The sequence below is a fragment of the Flavobacterium faecale genome (assembly GCF_003076455.1).
In the GTDB taxonomy this organism is placed as follows: Bacteria; Bacteroidota; Bacteroidia; order Flavobacteriales; family Flavobacteriaceae; genus Flavobacterium; species Flavobacterium faecale.
This window is the reverse complement of sequence record NZ_CP020918.1, coordinates 756,626-777,964: the sequence shown is the minus strand read 5'-3', so window position 1 is coordinate 777,964 and position 21,339 is coordinate 756,626. Positions and strand designations below refer to the sequence as shown.

General features: G+C 36.5%; 12 protein-coding genes. 6 read left to right on the top strand and 6 right to left on the bottom strand.

Translation table 11 applies throughout. The annotated features are described in order from the left end of the window. The first annotated feature begins 38 nt into the window (after positions 1–38). The 3 genes from FFWV33_RS03380 to FFWV33_RS03370 all read left to right on the top strand — a co-directional run bounded on the left by FFWV33_RS03380 (position 39) and on the right by FFWV33_RS03370 (position 3,691). Complete coding sequence (locus tag FFWV33_RS03380) at positions 39–1,586, top strand: SGNH/GDSL hydrolase family protein (protein ID WP_108739604.1); 1,548 nt, start codon at positions 39–41, stop codon at positions 1,584–1,586. 231 nt (positions 1,587–1,817) lie between these two features. Further along, entirely contained in the window at positions 1,818–3,329 is a 1,512-nt protein-coding gene (atpD, locus tag FFWV33_RS03375; RefSeq protein WP_108739603.1) for a F0F1 ATP synthase subunit beta, read from the top strand. Positions 3,330–3,409: 80 nt separating this feature from the next. Beyond that, a complete protein-coding gene (locus tag FFWV33_RS03370; protein WP_108739602.1) occupies positions 3,410–3,691 on the top strand; it encodes a F0F1 ATP synthase subunit delta/epsilon in 282 nt (93 codons plus the stop codon). Between the two features lie 421 nt (positions 3,692–4,112). Here the strand turns inward: FFWV33_RS03370 and FFWV33_RS03365 are convergent, their stop codons facing one another. Next, positions 4,113–6,776, bottom strand: coding sequence for a reprolysin-like metallopeptidase (locus tag FFWV33_RS03365; protein ID WP_108739601.1), 2,664 nt, complete (start codon positions 6,774–6,776; stop codon positions 4,113–4,115). Between the two features lie 222 nt (positions 6,777–6,998). Between FFWV33_RS03365 and FFWV33_RS03360 the strand changes: the two genes are divergently transcribed. Together FFWV33_RS03360 and bioB are read left to right on the top strand one after the other, a co-directional pair. Further along, entirely contained in the window at positions 6,999–7,928 is a 930-nt protein-coding gene (locus FFWV33_RS03360) for a bifunctional riboflavin kinase/FAD synthetase (protein WP_108739600.1), read from the top strand. A gap of 200 nt (positions 7,929–8,128) precedes the next feature. Beyond that, positions 8,129–9,214 (top strand): biotin synthase BioB, encoded by a 1,086-nt coding sequence (bioB, locus tag FFWV33_RS03355; RefSeq protein WP_108739599.1) that lies wholly within the window; start codon positions 8,129–8,131, stop codon positions 9,212–9,214. 76 nt (positions 9,215–9,290) lie between these two features. Here bioB and FFWV33_RS03350 read toward each other — a convergent pair whose 3' ends face one another. Both FFWV33_RS03350 and FFWV33_RS03345 read right to left on the bottom strand, forming a co-directional pair. Continuing rightward, a complete protein-coding gene (locus tag FFWV33_RS03350; RefSeq protein WP_108739598.1) occupies positions 9,291–11,477 on the bottom strand; it encodes a T9SS sorting signal type C domain-containing protein in 2,187 nt (728 codons plus the stop codon). Between the two features lie 226 nt (positions 11,478–11,703). After that, on the bottom strand, positions 11,704–16,032 hold the full coding sequence (locus tag FFWV33_RS03345) for a LamG-like jellyroll fold domain-containing protein (protein ID WP_108739597.1): 4,329 nt from the start codon (positions 16,030–16,032) through the stop codon (positions 11,704–11,706). 458 nt (positions 16,033–16,490) lie between these two features. Between FFWV33_RS03345 and FFWV33_RS03340 the strand changes: the two genes are divergently transcribed. After that, entirely contained in the window at positions 16,491–16,952 is a 462-nt protein-coding gene (locus FFWV33_RS03340) for a regulatory protein RecX (protein WP_108739596.1), read from the top strand. A gap of 188 nt (positions 16,953–17,140) precedes the next feature. On the opposite strand, the gene FFWV33_RS03335 is transcribed toward FFWV33_RS03340, so the two are convergent. The 3 genes from FFWV33_RS03335 to FFWV33_RS03325 all read right to left on the bottom strand — a co-directional run bounded on the left by FFWV33_RS03335 (position 17,141) and on the right by FFWV33_RS03325 (position 21,310). Continuing rightward, the gene (locus tag FFWV33_RS03335) at positions 17,141–18,295 is read right to left on the bottom strand and encodes a beta-ketoacyl synthase N-terminal-like domain-containing protein (protein ID WP_108739595.1); all 1,155 of its coding nucleotides are present in this window, start codon (positions 18,293–18,295) and stop codon (positions 17,141–17,143) included. A 122-nt stretch (positions 18,296–18,417) separates the two neighbouring features. Next, positions 18,418–20,370 carry an OmpA family protein gene (locus FFWV33_RS03330; protein ID WP_108739594.1) on the bottom strand — a complete coding sequence of 651 codons (1,953 nt, stop codon included), beginning with the start codon at positions 20,368–20,370 and terminating at the stop codon, positions 18,418–18,420. Between the two features lie 10 nt (positions 20,371–20,380). After that, the gene (locus FFWV33_RS03325; protein WP_108742438.1) at positions 20,381–21,310 is read right to left on the bottom strand and encodes a PorP/SprF family type IX secretion system membrane protein; all 930 of its coding nucleotides are present in this window, start codon (positions 21,308–21,310) and stop codon (positions 20,381–20,383) included. Positions 21,311–21,339 lie beyond the last annotated feature (29 nt).

Genomic DNA, 21,339 nt, shown 5'->3' with positions numbered 1-21,339 from the left:
CAATCGTAATGATGTGGGAACTTATACATATATAAATTATGATAAAAAATTTCAAATGGCTAGCATTGGCTTCTTTAGCTTTTGTAGCATGTAATAATGATGATGCTGTTGTTGCAGATGCCAATTCAACTGATGGTAGTCCTGTAACGGCGGGAACTGCAAATTTTTCTACCTATGTAGCTTTAGGGGATTCTTTTGCTGCAGGTTTCAGTGATAGTGCTTTGTTTATTGAAGGTCAAAAATCTGGGTATCCTAGTATTTTATCGCAACAATTTGCATTAGCGGGTGGAGGAGTATTTGTAAATCCTTTAATGAAAGATAATATTGGTGGTTTTATAGTAGGTGGTGTGCAGAGTACTCGTTTTGGTAAACGTTTGTACTTGGCTCCAGGAAATAAACCAACTGCCGTTGACGGAACTTCTACGACAGATATTTCAGCAAAAATAACGGGATCGTTTAATAATTACGGAATTCCAGGTGCCAAAGCAATTCATCTTGATTTTGTGGGTTATGGTAGTGCTTTGGGTAATCCGTATTTTACTAGAATGGCATCTTCTGCGGGAGCAACTGTTGTTTCAGATGCTTTGGCAAGAAATCCAACCTTCTTTAGTTTGTGGATTGGTGGTAACGACGTTTTGGGTTATGCAACAAATGGTGGGGTTCCAACTTCTCAAGATGCGGTGAATGGAGATGATATTACACCTCCTGCTACTTTTGATTTTGTTTATAAAAGTATGGTGACCAAATTGGTTGCTGGTGGCAGAAAAGGTGTGATCGCAAATTTGCCTTACGTTAATACATTGCCTTATTTTACAACTGTGCCTTACAATCCATTGACGGTGTCAGTACTTGGTGGAGGATCAGATGCGGTAGGTTTAGCGACAATTACAGCATTGAATACTCAGCTGTATGGTCCATTGGTATCTGCTTTGACTGCGTTTGGTGCGCCGACTAGAATAAAATTATTGTCACTCACGGCTGCAAATCCATTATTGATAAAAGATGAGTCATTGACTAATTTGTCTGCTCAGCTTACAGCTGCATTTACTCCATCTCTAGGAGCGGCAACTGCTGCAGCTTATGGTGCTATCTTTGGTCAAGCACGACAAGCTACTGCTGCAGACTTTGTTACCTTGCCTTCGCAATCTGCAATTGGTGCGGCACCTACAGCTTTGGACTCAGGTATTGGTGTGGTACCTAGCTCACCATTGAACAAGTTTGGTATTACTTATCCTATGCAAGACAAACATGTATTAACAGCTACTGAGGTGCTTGAAGTAAAAGTAGCTACAGATGCCTATAATGTAACAATTGCTGCTGCTGCCGCTGCAAATGGCTTGGCTCTTGTAGACACAAAATCGATCATGGATCTATTAAATACGACTGGTATTGTTGCAGATGGGTTTACAATGAAGTCGACTTATGTAACAGGAAATTCATTTTCTTTAGATGGAGTTCATCCTTCTCCTAGAGGGTATGCCTTGATTGCAAACAAGTTTTTGGAAGTGATTAATAGTAAGTTTGGTTCAAATATTAAAGGAGTGAATTTGGGAGATTATAGAATTTTATATCCAAAATCATTATAACAAAATAAAATAGAGTAAAACAAGCCACCATGCGTATTTGCCATGGTGGTTTTTTTATATATTGATACTCAGTGTGATGGTAATTTTTAAAAAGGAATATTTTTTATTTAAAAATGTGTTGATTTTTTGTTTTAAAAAATTATCTTTGCACTTTGAAAAAAGCAGGTACTTGATTGATTTTGAGTACATGTATTCATAAACCTAAATAGCTATTTAATAAATACATAAGTAATGTCAAAAGTAATAGGAAAAGTTGCCCAGATCATTGGTCCAGTAGTCGATGTTGTTTTTAACGGTAAAGATGTTGAACTTCCGAAAATTTATGACTCATTGGAGATCATAAAAAAAGATGGTACTAAGTTAATTCTTGAAGTACAATCACATATTGGTGAAAACACTGTTCGTACAGTATCTATGGACTCAACAGATGGTTTGAGTAGAGGTTATGAAGTAGTTGGAACAGGAAATCCTATCCAAATGCCGATTGGAGCAGATGTTTACGGACGTTTGTTTAACGTAGTTGGAGATGCGATTGACGGATTGCCAGAATTGCCTAAAACAGGTGAGAACGGAATGTCAATTCACCGTCAAGCCCCTAGATTTGAAGATTTGTCGACTTCGTCAGAAGTTTTATTCACAGGTATTAAAGTAATCGATTTAATTGAGCCTTACGCAAAAGGGGGTAAAATTGGATTGTTTGGTGGTGCAGGTGTTGGTAAAACAGTATTGATCCAAGAGTTGATTAACAATATTGCAAAAGGTCACGGTGGACTTTCAGTATTCGCAGGAGTAGGTGAAAGAACACGTGAAGGAAATGACTTGCTTCGTGAGATGCTTGAGTCAGGAATTATAAAATACGGTGATGAATTCATGCACTCTATGGAAAATGGAGGATGGGATTTGTCTAAAGTAGATTTACCAGGAATGAGAGAGTCTAAAGCTACTTTCGTTTTCGGACAAATGAATGAGCCTCCAGGAGCTCGTGCTCGTGTAGCATTATCTGGATTGTCTATTGCAGAATATTTCCGTGATGGAGCAGGAACTGATCAAGGAAAAGACGTTTTGTTTTTCGTTGATAATATCTTCCGTTTTACACAAGCAGGATCAGAGGTATCGGCTTTATTAGGTCGTATGCCATCTGCGGTAGGGTACCAACCAACATTAGCAACTGAGATGGGAGCTATGCAGGAGCGTATTACATCTACAAACAAAGGATCTATTACATCTGTACAAGCGGTATACGTACCTGCGGATGATTTAACTGACCCGGCGCCAGCAACAACGTTTGCTCACTTAGATGCTACTACTGTATTGTCTCGTAAAATTGCTGAGTTAGGTATTTACCCAGCGGTAGATCCATTGGATTCTACTTCTCGTATCTTGACTCCACATATCTTAGGAAATGAGCACTATGACTGTGCACAAAGAGTAAAAGAGATTCTTCAAAAATACAAACAATTGCAAGATATTATTGCGATTCTAGGTATGGAAGAATTATCTGAAGAAGATAAATTAGCGGTTTCTAGAGCACGTCGTGTACAACGTTTCTTATCTCAACCTTTCCACGTTGCTGAGCAATTTACAGGATTAAAAGGTGTTTTAGTTGATATTAAAGATACTATCAAAGGATTCAATATGATTATTGACGGTGAATTAGATCACTTGCCAGAATCTGCTTTTAACCTTAAAGGTACTATCGAAGAAGCTATCGAAGCTGGAGAAAAAATGTTAGCAGAAGCTTAATATAAATATGATTTATGAGTTATAGGTTGCCGTACAAGCGGTACTTATAACTCATAACTTATAACTCATAATTAAAGAAAATGATTTTAGAAATAGTATCACCAGAAGCGTCTTTGTTTAAAGGAGAAGTGACTTCAGTTACCTTACCAGGTGTTGATGGAAGTTTTCAAATCTTAAATAATCACGCACCAATAGTTTCTATTCTTCAACAAGGAACCGTAAGTATTACGGCTAATAGTTTTGAATTTAGCAAGGAGTCAGCAAATTTGTTTACTAAAGTTAGTAACCAAACATACACGTTGGCAATATCTTCTGGGACTATTGAAATGACGGACAATAAAATAATTGTTTTGGCAGATTAAAACAATTTAGAATACATACAAAAAGAGCTATCAGCAATGATAGCTCTTTTTTTTTTGGTGTTTTAAAAAGGTATTAAGAGCGTAAATGAATGGCTGTTGCCATTGCGAATGAAATCAAGAGTTCGCCTGCTACATCTTCTTAGCGAAGCAATTAATTATTTCGTCCTAAAATTGTATGGCTGCTGGCCTGATTTTGAATGGGGTTTTAGGTTCTTTTTAATTTTGAAATTAACTTGGTATAATGTGTTTTTTAGTTGTTGTTTATATGATAACTGATAATTCCACTTTGTGTTTTAAGTATATTTTGAATTTGTCTTTACAGGATAGATCATTTTATTCGAAAAAAAATCCTGCCTTTATCTTTCGATTAAGGCAGGATGATAGTTTCTGTTACTTTTTTATTTCGAAAATAAAAATTAGATTATTTTACTAAGACCTTATGAATCTCTTCTTTGTTTCCGCTTTTGATCGAAAGAAAGTATAGCCCTGATTGTGCGTTTGGTATCTGGACTTCTTCGTTTAAAACCAGTGTTTTGCTATATTCTTTTGTCAAAATCGTTCGTCCTGCAACATCTGTTATGCTTAAAGCAATTGGGTTAACATTATCGCTTTCGAGGTATAAAGTAAATATTCCGTTGTTTGGGTTTTTGTACACTACTACATTGATCAAGCCAAAGTTTGGTTGTCTCAGGGTGTAGCTTTTGGTGCAAAGTTCTATTGAGGCGCTATTGAGAGTACCTGTATCATCTGGGAAAGCGTCTCTGATTCTGAAAGTCCACGTACCTGCAGGAGTTTCATTGTCAAATGCGGATAGGTTTTCATACGGAGTCACAATTTGTGCTGTTGCTTGTCCGCAGACCATCTCTTTACCCGAATCATCAAAAGTTAACGATAAGGTTCCTCTAGAATCGCTACAGCCTCTTTCGAATAGCTTTACCGTTGTCCCCGTTGGGCTCACGATATCCATTTGCAAATCGGATAGATAGGCATGTGTAAAGTTAGCTTTTACGTTTACATCTGATATAGTTGTGGTTGTTGCAGGTACCGTTATGGTTTTGGTGGTATAGGCTGTTTTTTCAGGTATTGCGAAGGGAGCTTCAAATGTGTAACTGTTACAAGCATAATCAACGGAGTATCCTATTGCAAAAGATTTGCTATTTAAAGCATAAAAAATATTATTGGTAGGTTCTACCTTTATTTTGCAGTTTTTTTGTGTTATGTTGGGTACTAAAATGGTTGCAGAGCCACTATTGATTATGTTCTCAGCCAATGTAGTGCCAAATATTAAACCTCCATCAGTCGATAACTTAATGTTTACGTTTGATGCACCTGTGAGGTTGTTAGTGTTCTTAACGTCCCATGTAATCGTTTCGTTTGTTCCTTGCAACCAACTTACATTATCAGTGTTTTGTGAGGTAACGGTAAAAGGGCCGGTACTTCCGTTTACTGTAATTGTAGTTTCGTCACTATTAGTTTGCGCGGTACCTTGTGCTGCATTGTCACGACCAGTAAGTACAAAATGCAATGTACGTCCAACGTTTGGAACAGATTCCCAGCTACTAGTTAATTTATTTGCTAATACATTGCTCAGGTTGGGCATATAGCGTATTGGACTAGTCGTTGGATAAATGGACCTAAATAAAGGACCGCTAGTTTTTGTAGATACAGCAATGCTATTGTCTTGCGTTGCATCACTATTTGCAGAGTCGTTTTCTTCCCAAGTGTAAGTAATAGTATCGCCTTCAGCATCTGTTCCGGTACCTTTTAATACAAATGGGGTTCCAATGGGAATAGTATAATCACTTCCAGCGTTGATTGTTGGTGGGTCGTTTGCAATTGGCGTGCTCACCGGACATGTTTTCGTGGTTAAGTTACTTTGTATTTGAGAAATGCTTGCAAAAGAATAATAGTCATCTGAGTTGTCTTGTATGTCATAGCTGCCAGTTACCCCTGCGTAGCCCATAATGGTGGAGCCGCTTCCAGGTTCAATGTTGACTCCTGTGCCTTCCGTCTCATAAGAGAAAGTGTGATTAGCTCCCAATTGGTGACCAAATTCGTGTGCAACAAAGTCAATATCAAAGGTATCCCCTTCAGGTTTTCCGTTACCTGGTGAGGTGTACGCACTCCCTTTTCCGAAAGAGCTTGAGTTTATCGGATTGTCGCAAACGCATCCAATACATCCTGCATTTCCGCCACCACCACTAGCGCCAAAAACGTGACCTAAATCATAAGCACTATTTCCAATTACGGTCGTTAATGTTTTTTGCAATTCTAATCCCCAATTGTCAAGATTATTTGCGCTGGAATACGGGTCTGTGGCCGAATTGGTATAAATTATTTGTTCGTTATTTGCTATAATCAGCAATTTTACGGCTAAGTCTCTATTAAATACAGCATTTACTCGAGTCAGTGTAGCGTTCATTGCGGCCAACGCACCTGCAACAGTGCCGCCATGATAGGTGGCGTACTCACCTGTGCAAGATAGCGCAAGTCTCATAGTCTTGAACACCTTTGCGCTAGAGGTTGTTTTTGAAGATAATGAAAGTAGATTGTTGTTGATTACCTTGTCTTCTGTTTGACAGTTTAAAGGTAAGGTTCCTTCTTCTCTTGTTGAGCTGTGAAACACCGTATATTTTGAAGGGTCTTCAGCATAGCGTTCTATGAATTCTGATTCTTTGTTGGATCGAAGTACAATAGTTTGTATTCCTTTTGGAGACAGACTGATGTTTATGCTTGCGTTTTTATCACTAATTCCTTTTCCTGTATAAGCTTTTATATCAGGATACTTTTCTTGTAAAGCAGGTTCAAAATTAGACTCTTCCCAAACTGCATATTTTTCAATTTCACCTGCTATGTTTGGAATCTCAACTACCATGGTACTCTTTGTAGATTTGCTTGTCAAACCTCCCAAAGTCTGCTTGAAGTCAGTAAGGTTCAATTGATATAAAACCACCTTATCGTTAGAGTTTATTTCGTTGGATTTGGCTGAAGTACTAGCGTTTATTTTTGTCCATGGGGATGGAGTTTGAGCGAACAAAAGTAGTTGGTTTGCAAAAAGTAATACAAGTAGGATATGTTTCTTCATGATGATAAAGGGGTATAATGCTTCAAAAATAAAGTATTTATATCTAATACATTAAAGTTGAATTGTTATTTAAGAAAATAATATTGATATTCTTACCTAATATGGTTAGTTTTCTTTCACTAAATAGTGCCTAAAATTGATAAAAATTGTATAAAATCAATTCTGGAAAGTGTGACATTTAAAATAGATACTATAAATTTGCAGTATCATAAAACAATTACATTGAATATTTTTCATTCTATAAACGATTTTAGTTCTACTAAGAAAACCATATTGACACTTGGTACCTTTGATGGGGTGCATATTGGTCATAAAAAAATACTAGAAAAACTAATTTTAAGTACCCAAAGTAATCAGTACGAAAGCCTTGTTTTGACTTTTTTTCCGCATCCGCGAATGGTGCTACAGGAAAAGTCAGAAATTAAACTTTTGAACACCATTCCCGAAAAAATCAATCTTTTGGATGGAATTGGAATACAAAATTTAGTTATTCACCCTTTTGATGAAACCTTCTCTCGATTAACTGCTGAAGATTTTGTTTCGAATATTCTCGTAGATCAGTTTCGAATTCATAAAATAATCATCGGTCATGATCATCGGTTTGGTCGAAATAGAACAGCCGATATAAATGATTTGATAGGTTTTGGTGAAAAGTATGGATTTGAAGTAGAGCAGATTTCTGTTCAAGAACTTAATTCTATTTCGGTTAGTTCGACTAAAGTTCGAAAAGCAATTGATGAAGGAGATATGGCATTGGCAAATAGTTATTTGGGATACGACTATTTTGTAACAGGGACCGTTGTAAAAGGCCAGCAGTTAGGACGTACTATTGGTTTTCCTACGGCCAACATCAAGGTAAAAGAAGAGTATAAGTTGATTCCGCTTAACGGTGTTTATGTCGTTAAAAGTATTTTGAATGGTGAAACTGTTTATGGAATCATGAATAATGGGCACAAGCCAACTGTTGGAGAACATGCACTGTCTATTGAAGTTCATTTTTTAAATTATAAAGATGATTTGTACGATCAAGAAATTACAGTTTCAATACTTCATTTCATTCGATCAGAACATAAATTTGATTCTCTTGAATTGTTAAAAGAGCAAATTCAAAAAGACAAAAATCAAGCTTTGGCTTACATTTCGAGTTTATAGGCAAAACAGCGGTTGAATTGGTAGTAGCTGTTTAGGAGTGACTTGATTCCTTTTCGAAAAATAAAATTATAGCAATAAAAGGCCAAAATGGTCTTTATTTTTACTGTTTTCAGCGCAGGGTGTGTCTGATTGCTTTTAGTTAATTTCATTGCTTCATTCGAACAATTTGACTACTTTTGGAGCTTTAAAAAATCATATTGATGAGTATTACAAAACACAATTGGACAAAAGACGAAATAATCGCCATATACAATAAGCCATTAATGGATTTGCTTTTTGAAGCAGCTTCAATTCATAGAGAACACCACGATCCTAATGTGGTACAGGTTTCTACATTATTGTCAATCAAAACAGGAGGTTGCCCAGAAGATTGTGGGTATTGTCCACAAGCAGCACGTTACCATACCGATATTGAAGGGAATGATTTAATGTCTGTAAGTCAGGTAAAAGCTCAGGCTTTGCGTGCAAAATCAGGTGGATCATCTCGTGTGTGTATGGGAGCAGCTTGGAGAAACGTAAAAGACGGTCCGGAATTTGACCAAGTTCTTGAAATGGTTCGTACAATTAATAAGTTGGATATGGAAGTGTGTTGTACCTTAGGGATGATCACCGAAAACCAAGCGCAACGTTTGGCAGAAGCTGGATTGTATGCTTACAATCATAATCTAGATACATCTGAAGAATATTATAAAGAAGTAATTTCTACACGCGGTTTTGAAGACCGTTTGCAAACTATTGAAAATGTTCGTAAAACGAATGTTACCGTTTGTAGTGGTGGAATTATAGGTATGGGAGAGAGTATTGATGATCGTGCCGGAATGTTGGTAGCGCTTTCTACACTTAATCCTCAGCCAGAATCGGTGCCGATTAATGCACTTGTTGCTGTTGAAGGAACGCCGATGGAAGAAGAAAAACCAGTTGAAATTTGGGAAATGATTCGTATGGTAGCTACTACACGTATCATTATGCCTGAGACACAAGTTCGTCTTTCGGCAGGTAGAATGAATATGAGTCGTGAAGGACAAGCAATGTGTTTCTTTGCCGGTGCTAACTCTATTTTTGCAGGAGACAAATTGTTGACTACACCAAATCCTGATGTTGATGATGATATGAAAATGTTCGAAATGTTGGGGCTTAATCCTCAAAAAGCATTTACAAAAGTGTCACAACCACAAACAGTAGAAGCAGTTGATTCTCAGTATCAGGCCATGGGTGAGAAGCCAAAGTGGACTCGTCCAGGACATGAGATAGAAAGAAACTTAGAAGCCTCTCAAAAAGGAAAATAAGAATTTAAAAAAAACCGTTTCAAATCTGAAACGGTTTTTTTATGCTCTTTTAGTAATGAATTATTTTCAAAAAAAATTAATTGATCACTAGTTTTTCTGTGATTATTTGCCCGTTTTCAAGCTTGACTTTGATAAGAAGCACTTGTGCGTTCTTGAAAGGTACAGCAAGTTGTAGGTCTGTACTGTTAACTTTTGTTCTCGATAGGATTTCTCTACCAGCAAGGTCGTATAATCGTACCTCATTAATTTGTTCGCTGTTCGAATGTATGGTGATTGTGTTTTCTTTTTGAGAGATTAGTAACTTGTTTTGATCTAAATCTGTTGCCGTAACTCCTAGTGTTGTTTTAGCTTGGTAGGACAACTGGAAACGGTCATTAAAAGTTCCTGCCTCTGTAGAGAAGGTATATGGGCCTGACTTTAGATTGTGCTCAACTGCATTTTTCTGGTCTGTCAAGTAAATATCTTTTTCAGACAAATTCCCATCAACGTTATCTATCGTGATTTGAAAATTTCCTTTTATAGTACTGCTATATCCAAGCGGTATGCTATCGTCTGATTGTGTGTCAACCGCTCGTCCTTGAATGCTGAAATTTTGATTTTCGTTGATGCTATAAAAATTTATGTAGGGATTGGCATTGTAATTCCAACCGTCATAACTAGCATCATATCCGTTTGTAGCACCAGCTGCATAACCAACGAGTAGTTGTTTGAAAGCGCCTTGTTCATTGGTTAGATTTAGCCAAAGACGACTTTTGCTTTCTACTAATGATGTTTTAGCTGTTTTTGTATCGTTTGCAGGACGAAAGAATTTTGAATTGTCTATGGTGGTACCGGAAATCATGCGCATGCTATTGTTGAAAGTTGCCGAACCTGCCGTCATACTAAAAGCAATAAAACCTTGGCCAGCTGCAATTGCTCTAGTTGGTGTTACTCCTCCGGATGCAGCAGCAGTACCACCCATTAAATTGTAGGCTGCATAATCATCAGCGGTATAGTCATATTGCCTTGAGGTCGTAAATGAGCTATTGTGCGTCCAGAAATACAGGGTGCCAAAAATCACACCGCTATTGGTAGATATAAATGCTTCGGCATCAACAGCAGAGGGGTAAGGGTTACCAATTAGGTTTGCCTTGATTCCTGCTCCAAATGGTACTGTTACGATACCATTGTTAGGTACACCAATAAATGTTCCTTCGTAAAAGCCAGGTGTTCCCGTACTATACGACTGTGGGCCTCTAATAATATATCCTTTACCTAAAGTCATTGTATTGTTACTGTTTTCTTGTGTCCAAGAATTCGTTGCGGCGTTTAGTGAAAAATACTTATCATATAGGGTACCCGGAGATAAATTGTATAAAGTTTGACCTTGGACGGGAGAGGACCAATAGGTGAAATCAAAATTTGATATTTGAGTAGTTTGTCTTTTGTAGTTGATGCTTCCTGTGTTTGGTATGACTGGGTTGTCGTTGATCTGAATTAGACTTGAATTGTTATTGAAAGTTAAAGTTCCATTTACAGTAAGACCATTTTGAATTTTTACAACATCATTGCTACCTACGGTAATTGAAGCACCATTAGCAACAGTTACACTACATGCATTAATTGTACCATTTGTTGCAGTGTTGTAATTAGCATTTATTATTGCTTTAGATGTATTATCTGGTAGACCGTTTGACCATGCAGAGCCGTTCCAAGAGGTAGAGGATAAACAAATTTTCGTTCCTGATAATTTTAGATCATCAATTCTGAACCAATAGGTTCCTGCTGCTGCAGATGTAAATCGTATTCTTAGATTAGTGGTAGTAGGTATAAGTCCAGTTGGAGAAATTTGTAACCAGTTTGACGTTAGTGCTCCGGTTGCTCTTGAATAACTTAAAGGAGTGTAATTAATACCATCGCTACTTACACTTATTAGGAGTTCATTACTAATAGAATTTTGGCTTTTAAAATGGTTTAATGCTAATGTAATATTAGAATAATTTGAGGTATCAATATTTGCGATTTCAAATAGGGTTGGAGTTGAGTTTGTGAAAAATATATTTCCGTTTCCAGATGCTCCAATATTATCCGATGGGTCTGTTGATCTTGCATCTGCAGTACCGCTAAATGTTACTGACGTGCCAGAATTCTGGAAGGTATGTGCTGCAATTGAATTGTATGGAGTTGAGCTTGGAGCATTCAAAAAATTCTCACTAAAAATTATGGTTTGGGACGATCCAATTAATGAAAATAATAGTAGTATATATAATAGTTTTGCTTTCATAAAATATATAGTGAATTACATAATTTATTTAATATTCTAACTAATCTGGAAAGCAATGCGCTTAACAGTGAGCTTGTTATAAATATAAAAAAATATTTTAACCTACCAGTACGTTTTTTAGAATTTCGTTGTAGCTTATAATTCTGACGGTAAATGGAATTTATAGGGCAAAAAAAATCCCCTTACATTTTATTTTGTAAGAGGATTTTGTTTAAAAAAGAGAGGGTTAGTTGAACTGTTGCAGGACTTTTGCCTTGATAATTTGTCCGTCCTCTAGTTTTATCTTGAATAACAGGACCTGAGCCGAATTTGAAATTTTAGTAAATGAAACTTCTTTAGCACTAATGTCTATTTTTTTAGAAAGTAATTTTCCCGAAATGTCATACAGTTCTACAGCCATAATTAATTCTTTTTTAGAATGTAAGTCTATTGTATGGCTTGTTTGAGTAGCATAAACCAAATTTTCATTCGTATCGAAATCCTCAGTAGCCAAAGTCGCTTTAGCTTTGTACGTGATTACAAAACGATCATCAAAGGTTCCTGCGGCAGTGCTAAATGTATACGCACCCGCTCGCAAGTTATGTACCATAAGCGTAAGTTTGTCTTCAAGAAAAATATCTTGATTATCAAGAGATCCATCTGTTTGGTCAATAGCAATAGAAAACGGACCAGCAACTGTTGAACTGTATCCAAGTGGTACAGTATCCTCTTGCTGAGAAGCTATTGCTCTACCCTGAATGCTGAATTGATTTGTTGCATTTAGACTATAAAAATTAATATAAGGATTAGCGTTGAAGGTATACCCATCATATTGTTCATCATAATCGTTTGTTGCCCCAGTAATATAGCCCACCAATAACTGTTTAAATGCACCATCATCATTAATTAAATTTAGCCATAATCTGTTTTTCTCGACAGATGTGGTTGTTGTTTTTGCTGTTTTAGAATTTGCTGAGGGTCTAAAAAACTGACTGTTATTAAGTGTAGTTCCGTCTGATTTTATACGCATACTATTGTTAAAGAAAGCAGTAGCTGTTGTTAATCCTATTGATAAAAATCCTTGTCCTGCTGCAATTTCTCCAGTAGGTATCCTTCCTGCGCTCACACCTGCAGTACTAATTGCTGGAGCTGTAGCTGTTCCGCCAGTTAAATTATAGGATGCATAGTCATCTGATGTATATGCTAATACTCCTGAACCTGCTTTTCCCGCTGCAATATTACTAGCCAATTGAATCGCAGTGTTATGCGTCCAAAAATATAGAGTTCCATAAATCGCGCTACTGTTTGCGTTTAAAAAAGTATCTGCATAAATAGGTGAAGGATAAGGATTACCGATGAAATTTATTGATTTTGAGCCTCCAATTGCCATATTTACCACCCCATTGTTTGGTTTACCATTAAATTTAGCTTCAAAATCCCCAGGTACATTAGGTAATTTGAAAGTTTCAGGACCTCTAATGATGTATCCTTTACCCACTTGCATGATGTTAGCTCTATTTTCAAAAGTCCAAGCATTCCCTACAGCATTAAAAGAGTAAAATTTATCGTAGAAGGTAGCTGGAGACAATACACTCAATATCTGACCTTCAACGGGTGATGACCAATAGGTGTAATCAAAATTGGTAATAGTTGTTGTATTTCTTGTATAGGTGATTGCTCCAGAGTTTAATGCTGCATCATTTATTTGCACTAGGCTCGCGCCGTTTTCAAAGGTCAAGGTTGCAGGAGGAGTTGCAGTTGAAGCTACGATAACTTCATTTTGTAATTTCAAAGTTTTACCACTTTTTATCGTTACATTTTTACCTGAAGCTACAGTACAACGGCATCCATTTAAATCAGTGCTTGTGGAGAAATCGGCATCAAAGATTATGTTTTGTTCTAATGTTGGGAGACTTCCTGTGCTCCAAGCACCGTTCCAAGTATTTGTCACAATTTGATTAACAGTAGCATTTATTGAAGGATTTGAAAGGCATACTCTGCTGGCTTGTACGGTAAAATTGTATGTTCCTGCGGTAAGACCTGTAATTGTATAGGTAGATGTGTTTCCAGTATATCCGCCTGGATTTATGGTCCAATTACCTGTTGGCAGTCCACTTACAGAGACTTTTCCAGTAGTATTGGAGCAATCTATGTGCGTTATGGCACCAATTACTGGTGTAGGGGCTTTAGCTGGTTGAGCATCTATAGTAAAAGTAAGAGATGGAGAAACGCAATTTGTTAAATTACTCTGGGCTGACAAGGTGTAAGTTCCTCTCGGTGCTGTTAAAACACCTGAACTTAAAATTGTCACTCCAGTACTTGGTGTGATTGTATATGTGTTGGAGGAGGGTGTGTTGTAATTAGTGATGGTTAATGAGCCATTTGTATTGCTGCAATCGGGCTGTGTAATCGGGCTAATCGTTGGTTTGACCGTTCCATTAGCTTCACCTGTTTTAGTAATAGAGTATGGGCTAGTGCCGCAAGGTCCTGAAGCTTTTATCCTTGTATAATAAGTTCCTGATTCTAGTCCTGTTACTACATATTCACGAATACTTGAACTTAAAATTTCAATATTAGATTTTCCAGGAACCATGTCAGCAGGTAAGAAAGTATTTGCGGTAGCGATATCAATGTAGTAAGAAGTAGCTCTTTGTGCAAGTGACCAATTTAAAGTAAAACCATCACAAGTTGTAGCACCTGTGTTACCTTGTACTGGTGCTACCGTAGTAGGGAAAGTGCTTTTTGACTCTATTAAAGAATTAGCACTAGTGCAGTTAGGAGAGTTGGAAACAGCTCTTACTCTAAAATAATAGGTAGTATTGGGTTGTAATCCTGTTACTGTGTGATTACTTACATATCCAAGATTAGTATTATTATAACCTGGTGCAAAAGTTCCTGCATCAAACGTTGATGTGGTAGCAATATCAATATAATAATCAGGACTTACTGACGCAGGGGCGATATTCCACCTTGCTATAAATCCATCACATGTTGGGTTTGTATCTGTTCTTACATTAAGCGGGATTGGATTTCTTACAGTGATAATTATTGCATTTGAATAATCTGAATAACAAGTAATTCCACCACTTGTTGCAAGTGTTCTTCTTCTGTATTTTGTTGTAGCTGTTAATGCGGGTGGGGTATAAGTAACATCCGTTGCGCCAGTAATAGTTGTGAAACTTCCACTTGTGTCCGTTTGCCATTCGTAGCTTATTGTCCCCGATCCAGTACCTGGTGCTGTTGATGTTATTGCGGCAGGAGCATTACCACTACATATCGTTTGTGTATTACCTATACTACCCGGTGAATTTACTGTTACTGTGAGCGTAAACGTACTTCCGGTGCAACCTGATACATATGGAACTACTGTATAAGTTGCTGTTTGTGCAGTAGTTGTTGGGTTTGTCAAAGTTCCAGTAATGCTAGTAGGTGATCCTGAGCTTGCTAGTCCTCCTGTTAAACCTCCAGTAACTACTGGGGCAGACCACGAAAAGGTGGTACCTGCGGGCACATAACCGTTTGTGCCATTTACTGGTGTACTTGTGAAATCAACAGTGTTACATATTGTGGCTGTCATATTGGTTATTGCAGGAACAACTGTGGAAGATTCAACTAGGAATGATTTGGTTTCAGTGCAGGTTCCTCCAGTAGAAACAGTAACGGCGTAGGTTCCAGTAACCAATGATGATATGTTTTTTGTTACTGCAGTAAATCCAGAAGGGCCGTTCCATGCATAATTGTATGGATTAGACCATACTGGCGAATTTACAAGGATACCGTTAGTACCCGTTGGTAGTCTAGTCAAATTTGTTCCAGAACCATCAAAAAAGTTGTAAGATGCAATAAGTCCTGTTTCAGAACCAGTGTAAGTTTTCGGGCAACTAGCCAAATTAGTAATTACTGTAGCAGATAACGCGGTGCTATATAAACCAACTTTCATAATGCTTCCAGGAAAGGAGCCCCCAGTTGCATCTATAACACCACCTCCAATTCTAGAATTGTAGGTGGTGTCACTTCCGTAATTAGTAGTGGCAGCACTTGTTGTACTCAACAGTAAGCCATTAAAGTATATTTTTATATTGCTTCCATCTCCAACTGCGGCAATATGATGCCATTTAGATTCATTCAGTCCAGTAGGGATTGTTGCTCTTGCTGCTCCTGTAACTGAGGAGTATAGCTCAATAGTTGTTGCATCAGAAAAACCAAATTCTAAAGTATCATTTTGACCAAATAAACTCATCCTAGTTTTTCCGTTTAAATCTGCATATTTGAATCGTATCCAGCCTTCTAATGTGAATTTGCCTCTATTACTAAGTAATGGACTTCCTAAATTAACATAATTATTAGTTGTATTTGAAAAAGTTAGTGCATTTGCGGTAGTCATATTTGTTATAGAAATTGAACCAGTTGCAGTATTGGAACAAGTAGAATTTGTGATTGTTCCTGTTGGTGTAGCTAATTGCCCATAAGAAATAACGGGAAAGATAGAGCTAAACAATACTATCAAAAATGCATAAAAGGTATTTGATGCTTGTATAACAAATAATATGTTTATCTTTTTTTGGAGGCCTTTCATATACGATATTAGGGTAATTATATAAAAAATATTTTTTAAATAATTAAGTATAGTTATTATCTTATAGAGGTATAATAGGCCAATATTAAAAACTATTCAAATTTATTTAGAACTAAAGAAGAGGTATTTGCCTCTCTAAAAGTTTGGACTGTTGCACTTTGATTATTTGAAAATATGAACCAAATATTGATACAAGAAGATCGGTTTGTAGTAAACAGATGTTTCCTAATAAGTGAATTTGATTGTGTTGCTAATCAGGTTTCTTAATTTGCAAAGAAAAGCTTTTAAAAGCATGTACGAATAAAATTCGATGATAGTTTTTATTTATCGATTAAATACATGGTTTAAGTTGTTTTGATATTAATATTTGATAATAAATGCTTTGTAAAAGAAATTTAATATGATAATCTCCCCCTAATTTTGTATTTTTCGCTTTCAAAAAATACTACATATTAGGAATGCACATTTTACAAGAAATCAAAAGAAAAATAGAATTCTATTGTGTTTACCAAGATCGATGTCACAAAGAAGTTGAGTCCAAACTATATGATTTAAAATTGTCAGCGGATGAAATTGAAGTCGTTATTGCAGATTTGATTTCGGATAACTTCCTGAACGAAGAACGTTTCGCATGTAGTTTTGCTCGAGGTAAACACCGCATTAAACATTGGGGAAGAATAAGGATAACAAATGAATTAAAGTTTAAAGGTATAAATCAAACTCTTATTAAAATTGCACTCAAAGAAATTGAAGGGGAGTACGATGCTAATTTTGAAAGTTGGTCTGAACGCTTTTGGGAGACTTTATTCGAAAAAAATGTGATGAAAAAAAGGAAAAAGTTCTGTGATTATTTTCTGCGTAGAGGTTTTGAATCTTTTTTGATTTATGATAAAGTAAAAGAGTTAGAAGATAATCAGTAAGTATTGCTGGGTTGATAAATTAGGTTCTTTAAGTCAAAGAGATAGCTAAAATTTATTGACACAAAGTGTATTTTTTTTTGAACAGATTTTAGAAATAGAGATATGGATTTAACTTTTCTAAATGCTATAAATTTTGTCAAAATCTGAAATCCAAAAGCACTCTTTTAATTATTGTCAAACAAAATTAATTACAAGCTCAATAAAATACTAACAGCATTTCCGCCAAAACCAACTGAATTTACCAATACTTTTCGAATTGGTTTTTTTTGTTCTTGAGTTGGGATGAAAGGTACGGGAATGAAATGATTTTTTTGCAGCATCAATACCGCAAGTTCAATGCTCAACATACCTGACGTACCAAACGTATGTCCAATTTTCCATTTGTTGGTTGTTAGCAAGGGCAGTTTTTCTCCAAATAATTTTTGAATCGCTCTATATTCTGTTAAATCTCCTTTTATGGTTCCGGGAGCGTGCATCACAATTGCATCAATATGCTGTAGGTCAATATTGTTGAGTGCCATTTTCATCGATTTCTGAAAACAAGTGGCTTCAGCTGATATTGAGATGTTATGTTCTAGTATCTCGGTAGCATACCCGATCCCTTCAACATAGGCAAGGGCATTTTCTTTTTCACCCAACTCCATACAACAAACTGCTGCACCTTCGCCCAAAATCATTGTGTTTTGCTTTTTTTCTAAATCTAATGCTTTGTTTGGATAACGGTCAGAACTATTGGAATATATTTTTAGTGCACGCATTTGACCGATAGTAAAATCGGTTAGCGGTGCTTCACTGCCTCCTACTAAAAATTTTGATGCCATGCCCGCGCGCAACCAAGCTATTCCGTTGAGCATGGAATGTAGTGCGGTTGAGCAGGTGATGGAGTGTGATATCTCGGGACCGGTGGTTTGTAGGTCATGTGCGACCCATGACGAAATGTTTCCTAATGTGGTAGCAGGGGAGGCGAGGGTTTGTGCTTTCCCTGTTTCGAGATAGGTTTGATGGTGGCTTTCAAACAAAGCAGTTGCTCCTCTTGATGATCCAATATTTATCCCAAAGTCATCTCCTTTTTTCCATCCGGCTTGTGCAATTGCTTTTCGAGAAGCATCAATAGCAAATAGTACGGTCTTGTCTAACGATTTGTATTTGTTGTCTGAAGTACTTAAAAGCGCAATGTTTTCTTGATCCTCCTGTTTAAGTGCGCCTACAATTGTTTCTTGATGATCTAAATTTTGTACTGAAAAACAAGTGTCGGAATTTAAATAATTTCCCCAAACGGTTTCTGAATTAGATCCTAAGGGTGAAATTGAGGCTAGGGCGGTAATGGCTATTTTTTGTGACAACGGAAATATTTTTTGCCTGCAAAGATAAGCAAAGCAAATCGTGCTCCAAAGTTTCTTGGCTATAATGCAAAAGGGGTTTGACTATCAAAGTCAAACCCCTTTTGGTATTATTGTCTTATGAATTAATCAACAGCAACGATGATAAATTCGCTTCGTCTGTTCATTTGATGTTGTTCTTCTGTACAACTAGATGTGTTTGTAGGTTCACATGCACAGTCATTAATCAATTGCGATTCACCATATCCTTTTGCAGTAAGGCGACTGGCTTCGATACCATTTTTGATTAACCAAGCTCTAGTCGATTTAGCTCTTCGATCAGAAAGTGCTTCGTTGTAAGCTGCTGTTTGTCTACAATCTGTATGTGATCGAATGTCCACTTTCATTTTTGGATATTCTTTCATAACGGCTAATACTTTTTCAAGTTCGAATGCTGCATCTTTTCGAATAAAAGATTTATCTAAATCAAAGTAGATAATAGGGATGTTTAGCGTTTTAGCTAAGTCAGTTCCAACGTTGATGCTTTTAATACGTTTATCCAATGCAAGAGAAAATTTCGTTTCTCCAGATTTTTTTATCGTAGCTATTTTTCCTTCGTTTGTTTCGTAATCTTTTTTCTCTGCTCTTACGTAATATGTTTTACCACATTCAACTTCTTTAAATATATATTTTCCGTCAGCATCTGTGTAGCCTTCTTTGATTAAATTAAATTTATCATCAAATAAAGTAGTTTTGGCATTTTCTAAAATTTGTCCCGATTCTTTATCCGTAATATAACCATTTAAAAGTTGGTTGCATTTTAGTTTTCTAGTTTCTGAGAATTTGTAAATGTCATCATAACCATGCCCACCATCTCTGTTTGAGGTGAAAAAACCAACGCGACTTGCGCTGTCAATAAAGAAACCAAAATCATCTATAGGTCCGTTGATTGGCTCACCAACATTTTGAATATCACCAAAAGTAGCTCCTTTAATTTCGGTAACATAAACATCAAGTCCTCCCAAACCTGGGCGACCGTCTGATGCAAAATAAAGTTCATTATCATCAGAGATAAAAGGGAATGTTTCTCTTCCTTCAGTATTGATTCCTTTTCCTAAATTTTCAGGTGTAGAATAGGTTCCATCGGAGTTAATATTTACTTTGAATAAATCGGATTGACCAAAAGTACCAGGCATATTCGAAGCAAAATAAAGTACTTTGTCATCTGTGCTCAAAGCTGGATGTGCATTACTGTAATCATTGCTATTAAAAGGAAGTTCTTCTACATTGGTCCATCTGTCTTTTTCTAGAGTAGCTTTGTAGATTTTCAACAAGGTAATTTTCTGACTGTCTTTTCCTTTTTTACCATCAAGATAATTATTTCGAGTAAAATACATGGTCTTTCCGTCTCTTGTGAAAATAGGGGTAGACTCATGAAATTTGGAATTGATGCTAGAATTGAAACGTTTTGGTTCTCCAAGCTGGCCTCTTTCGTTAACTTCAGAACTATACAAATTTGTAAAAGATTGATTGGTCCAGGTAAAAACTCTTTTGTAAACACCGATGGTATCTCTTGCAGATGCGAATACTAATTTGTTGCCCACAAAGGCAGTTCCGTAATCTGAGTATGGAGAGTTTATCCCAGCGTCTTCAATGTTAAAACGTCCTGAATTTGCTTCAATATCTTCAAGGTAATTCTTGTTTGCTTCGTATAGGTTTGCACGAATATCATTTTCTGATTTAGCATAAAAGCCTGCAAGTATTTTGTCTGCCTTTTTGTAATCGCCCATAGATTTCAAACACTGCGAATACCTGTAAAAGTATTCTGCTTCTTGATCTGGATTCATATTGAATAATTCTTCGTACCATTTACCAGCTTTGTCCAAATCAGCATTAAAGTAATAAGCGTTTCCTAATTTTTGGAACATCTTTTCATCTTTATAACCCTTTTCTGCTACACGCTCATAAGTAGTGATGGCATCGATATAAGAGAAACGTTCGTATTGTTTATTTGCTGCTGCAACTTTTGCCTTTTGGGCATGAGTTAATGTTGTAGCAAGTAGAATACAAAAACCGTAGAGTATATTTTTTATTTTCATTTTGTTGATTTTAGAAGAATCTTGGGGAAACTATTCTATCGTATTTATTAAACAATTCGTATCTCAAAAATATTTCATGAGATCCTGAATTATAGTGAGCAAGTCTTGTGGTTTCTAGATCATAACTGTACCCTATGAACCAAGAGTCTGTTGCTTGAAAACCAACCATACCACTTACAGCAGCACTCCATCTATAGGCTGCTCCAATCACAAATTTCTCATTAAACATAAAATTTGCAGAGGCATCTACTTGCAGTGGTGCTCCTTGTGTAAGCTTAGTTAAGATAGAAGGTTTGAATTTTATATCACTATTTAAGTCAAATACATAACCAGCTGTTAGGTAGTAATGTAAGCGCTCTTTTGCTATGTAGCTCACTGCGCCACCACCTTGGTATTTGTCAAAATGAGTTGTTTCTATCAAATTTGGAACAGATAAACCAACGTACGAATGGTCAGAGTAGTAGTAAAGACCTGCCCCAATGTTGGGAGAGAATCGATTGTCAATGTTTCCATCTCCAAAGCTTTTGTCAGGGGTAAGGTAGGTTAACTTGTTGAAGTCAATGTTCAATAGATTAACAGATCCTTTTATACCAAAAGACAATTTATATTCTTCGGATGTTTTGATTGAGTACGAAAAGTTTACACCAATATCAGTTTCGTCTGAAGGTCCAATTTTATCGTTTAAAATCGAAAGACCAATACCCATATTACCCCCATTAATGGGAGTATGAATGGATACATTATTTGTTACTGGTGCACCTTCTAACCCTACCCATTGTGTACGGTGTAGGGCAAAAATGCTCATTTTTTCTCTAATTCCGGCGTATGCTGGATTTATACTCATACTGTTGTACATGTATTGAGTAAACTGTGCGTCTTGTTGTCCATAACTGAGGCTAGTTAAGAGTACAAGTAGTAGTAGGGCTATATTTCTTTTCATTCTTTTCATTTAAATGTAAGACGTTAAAA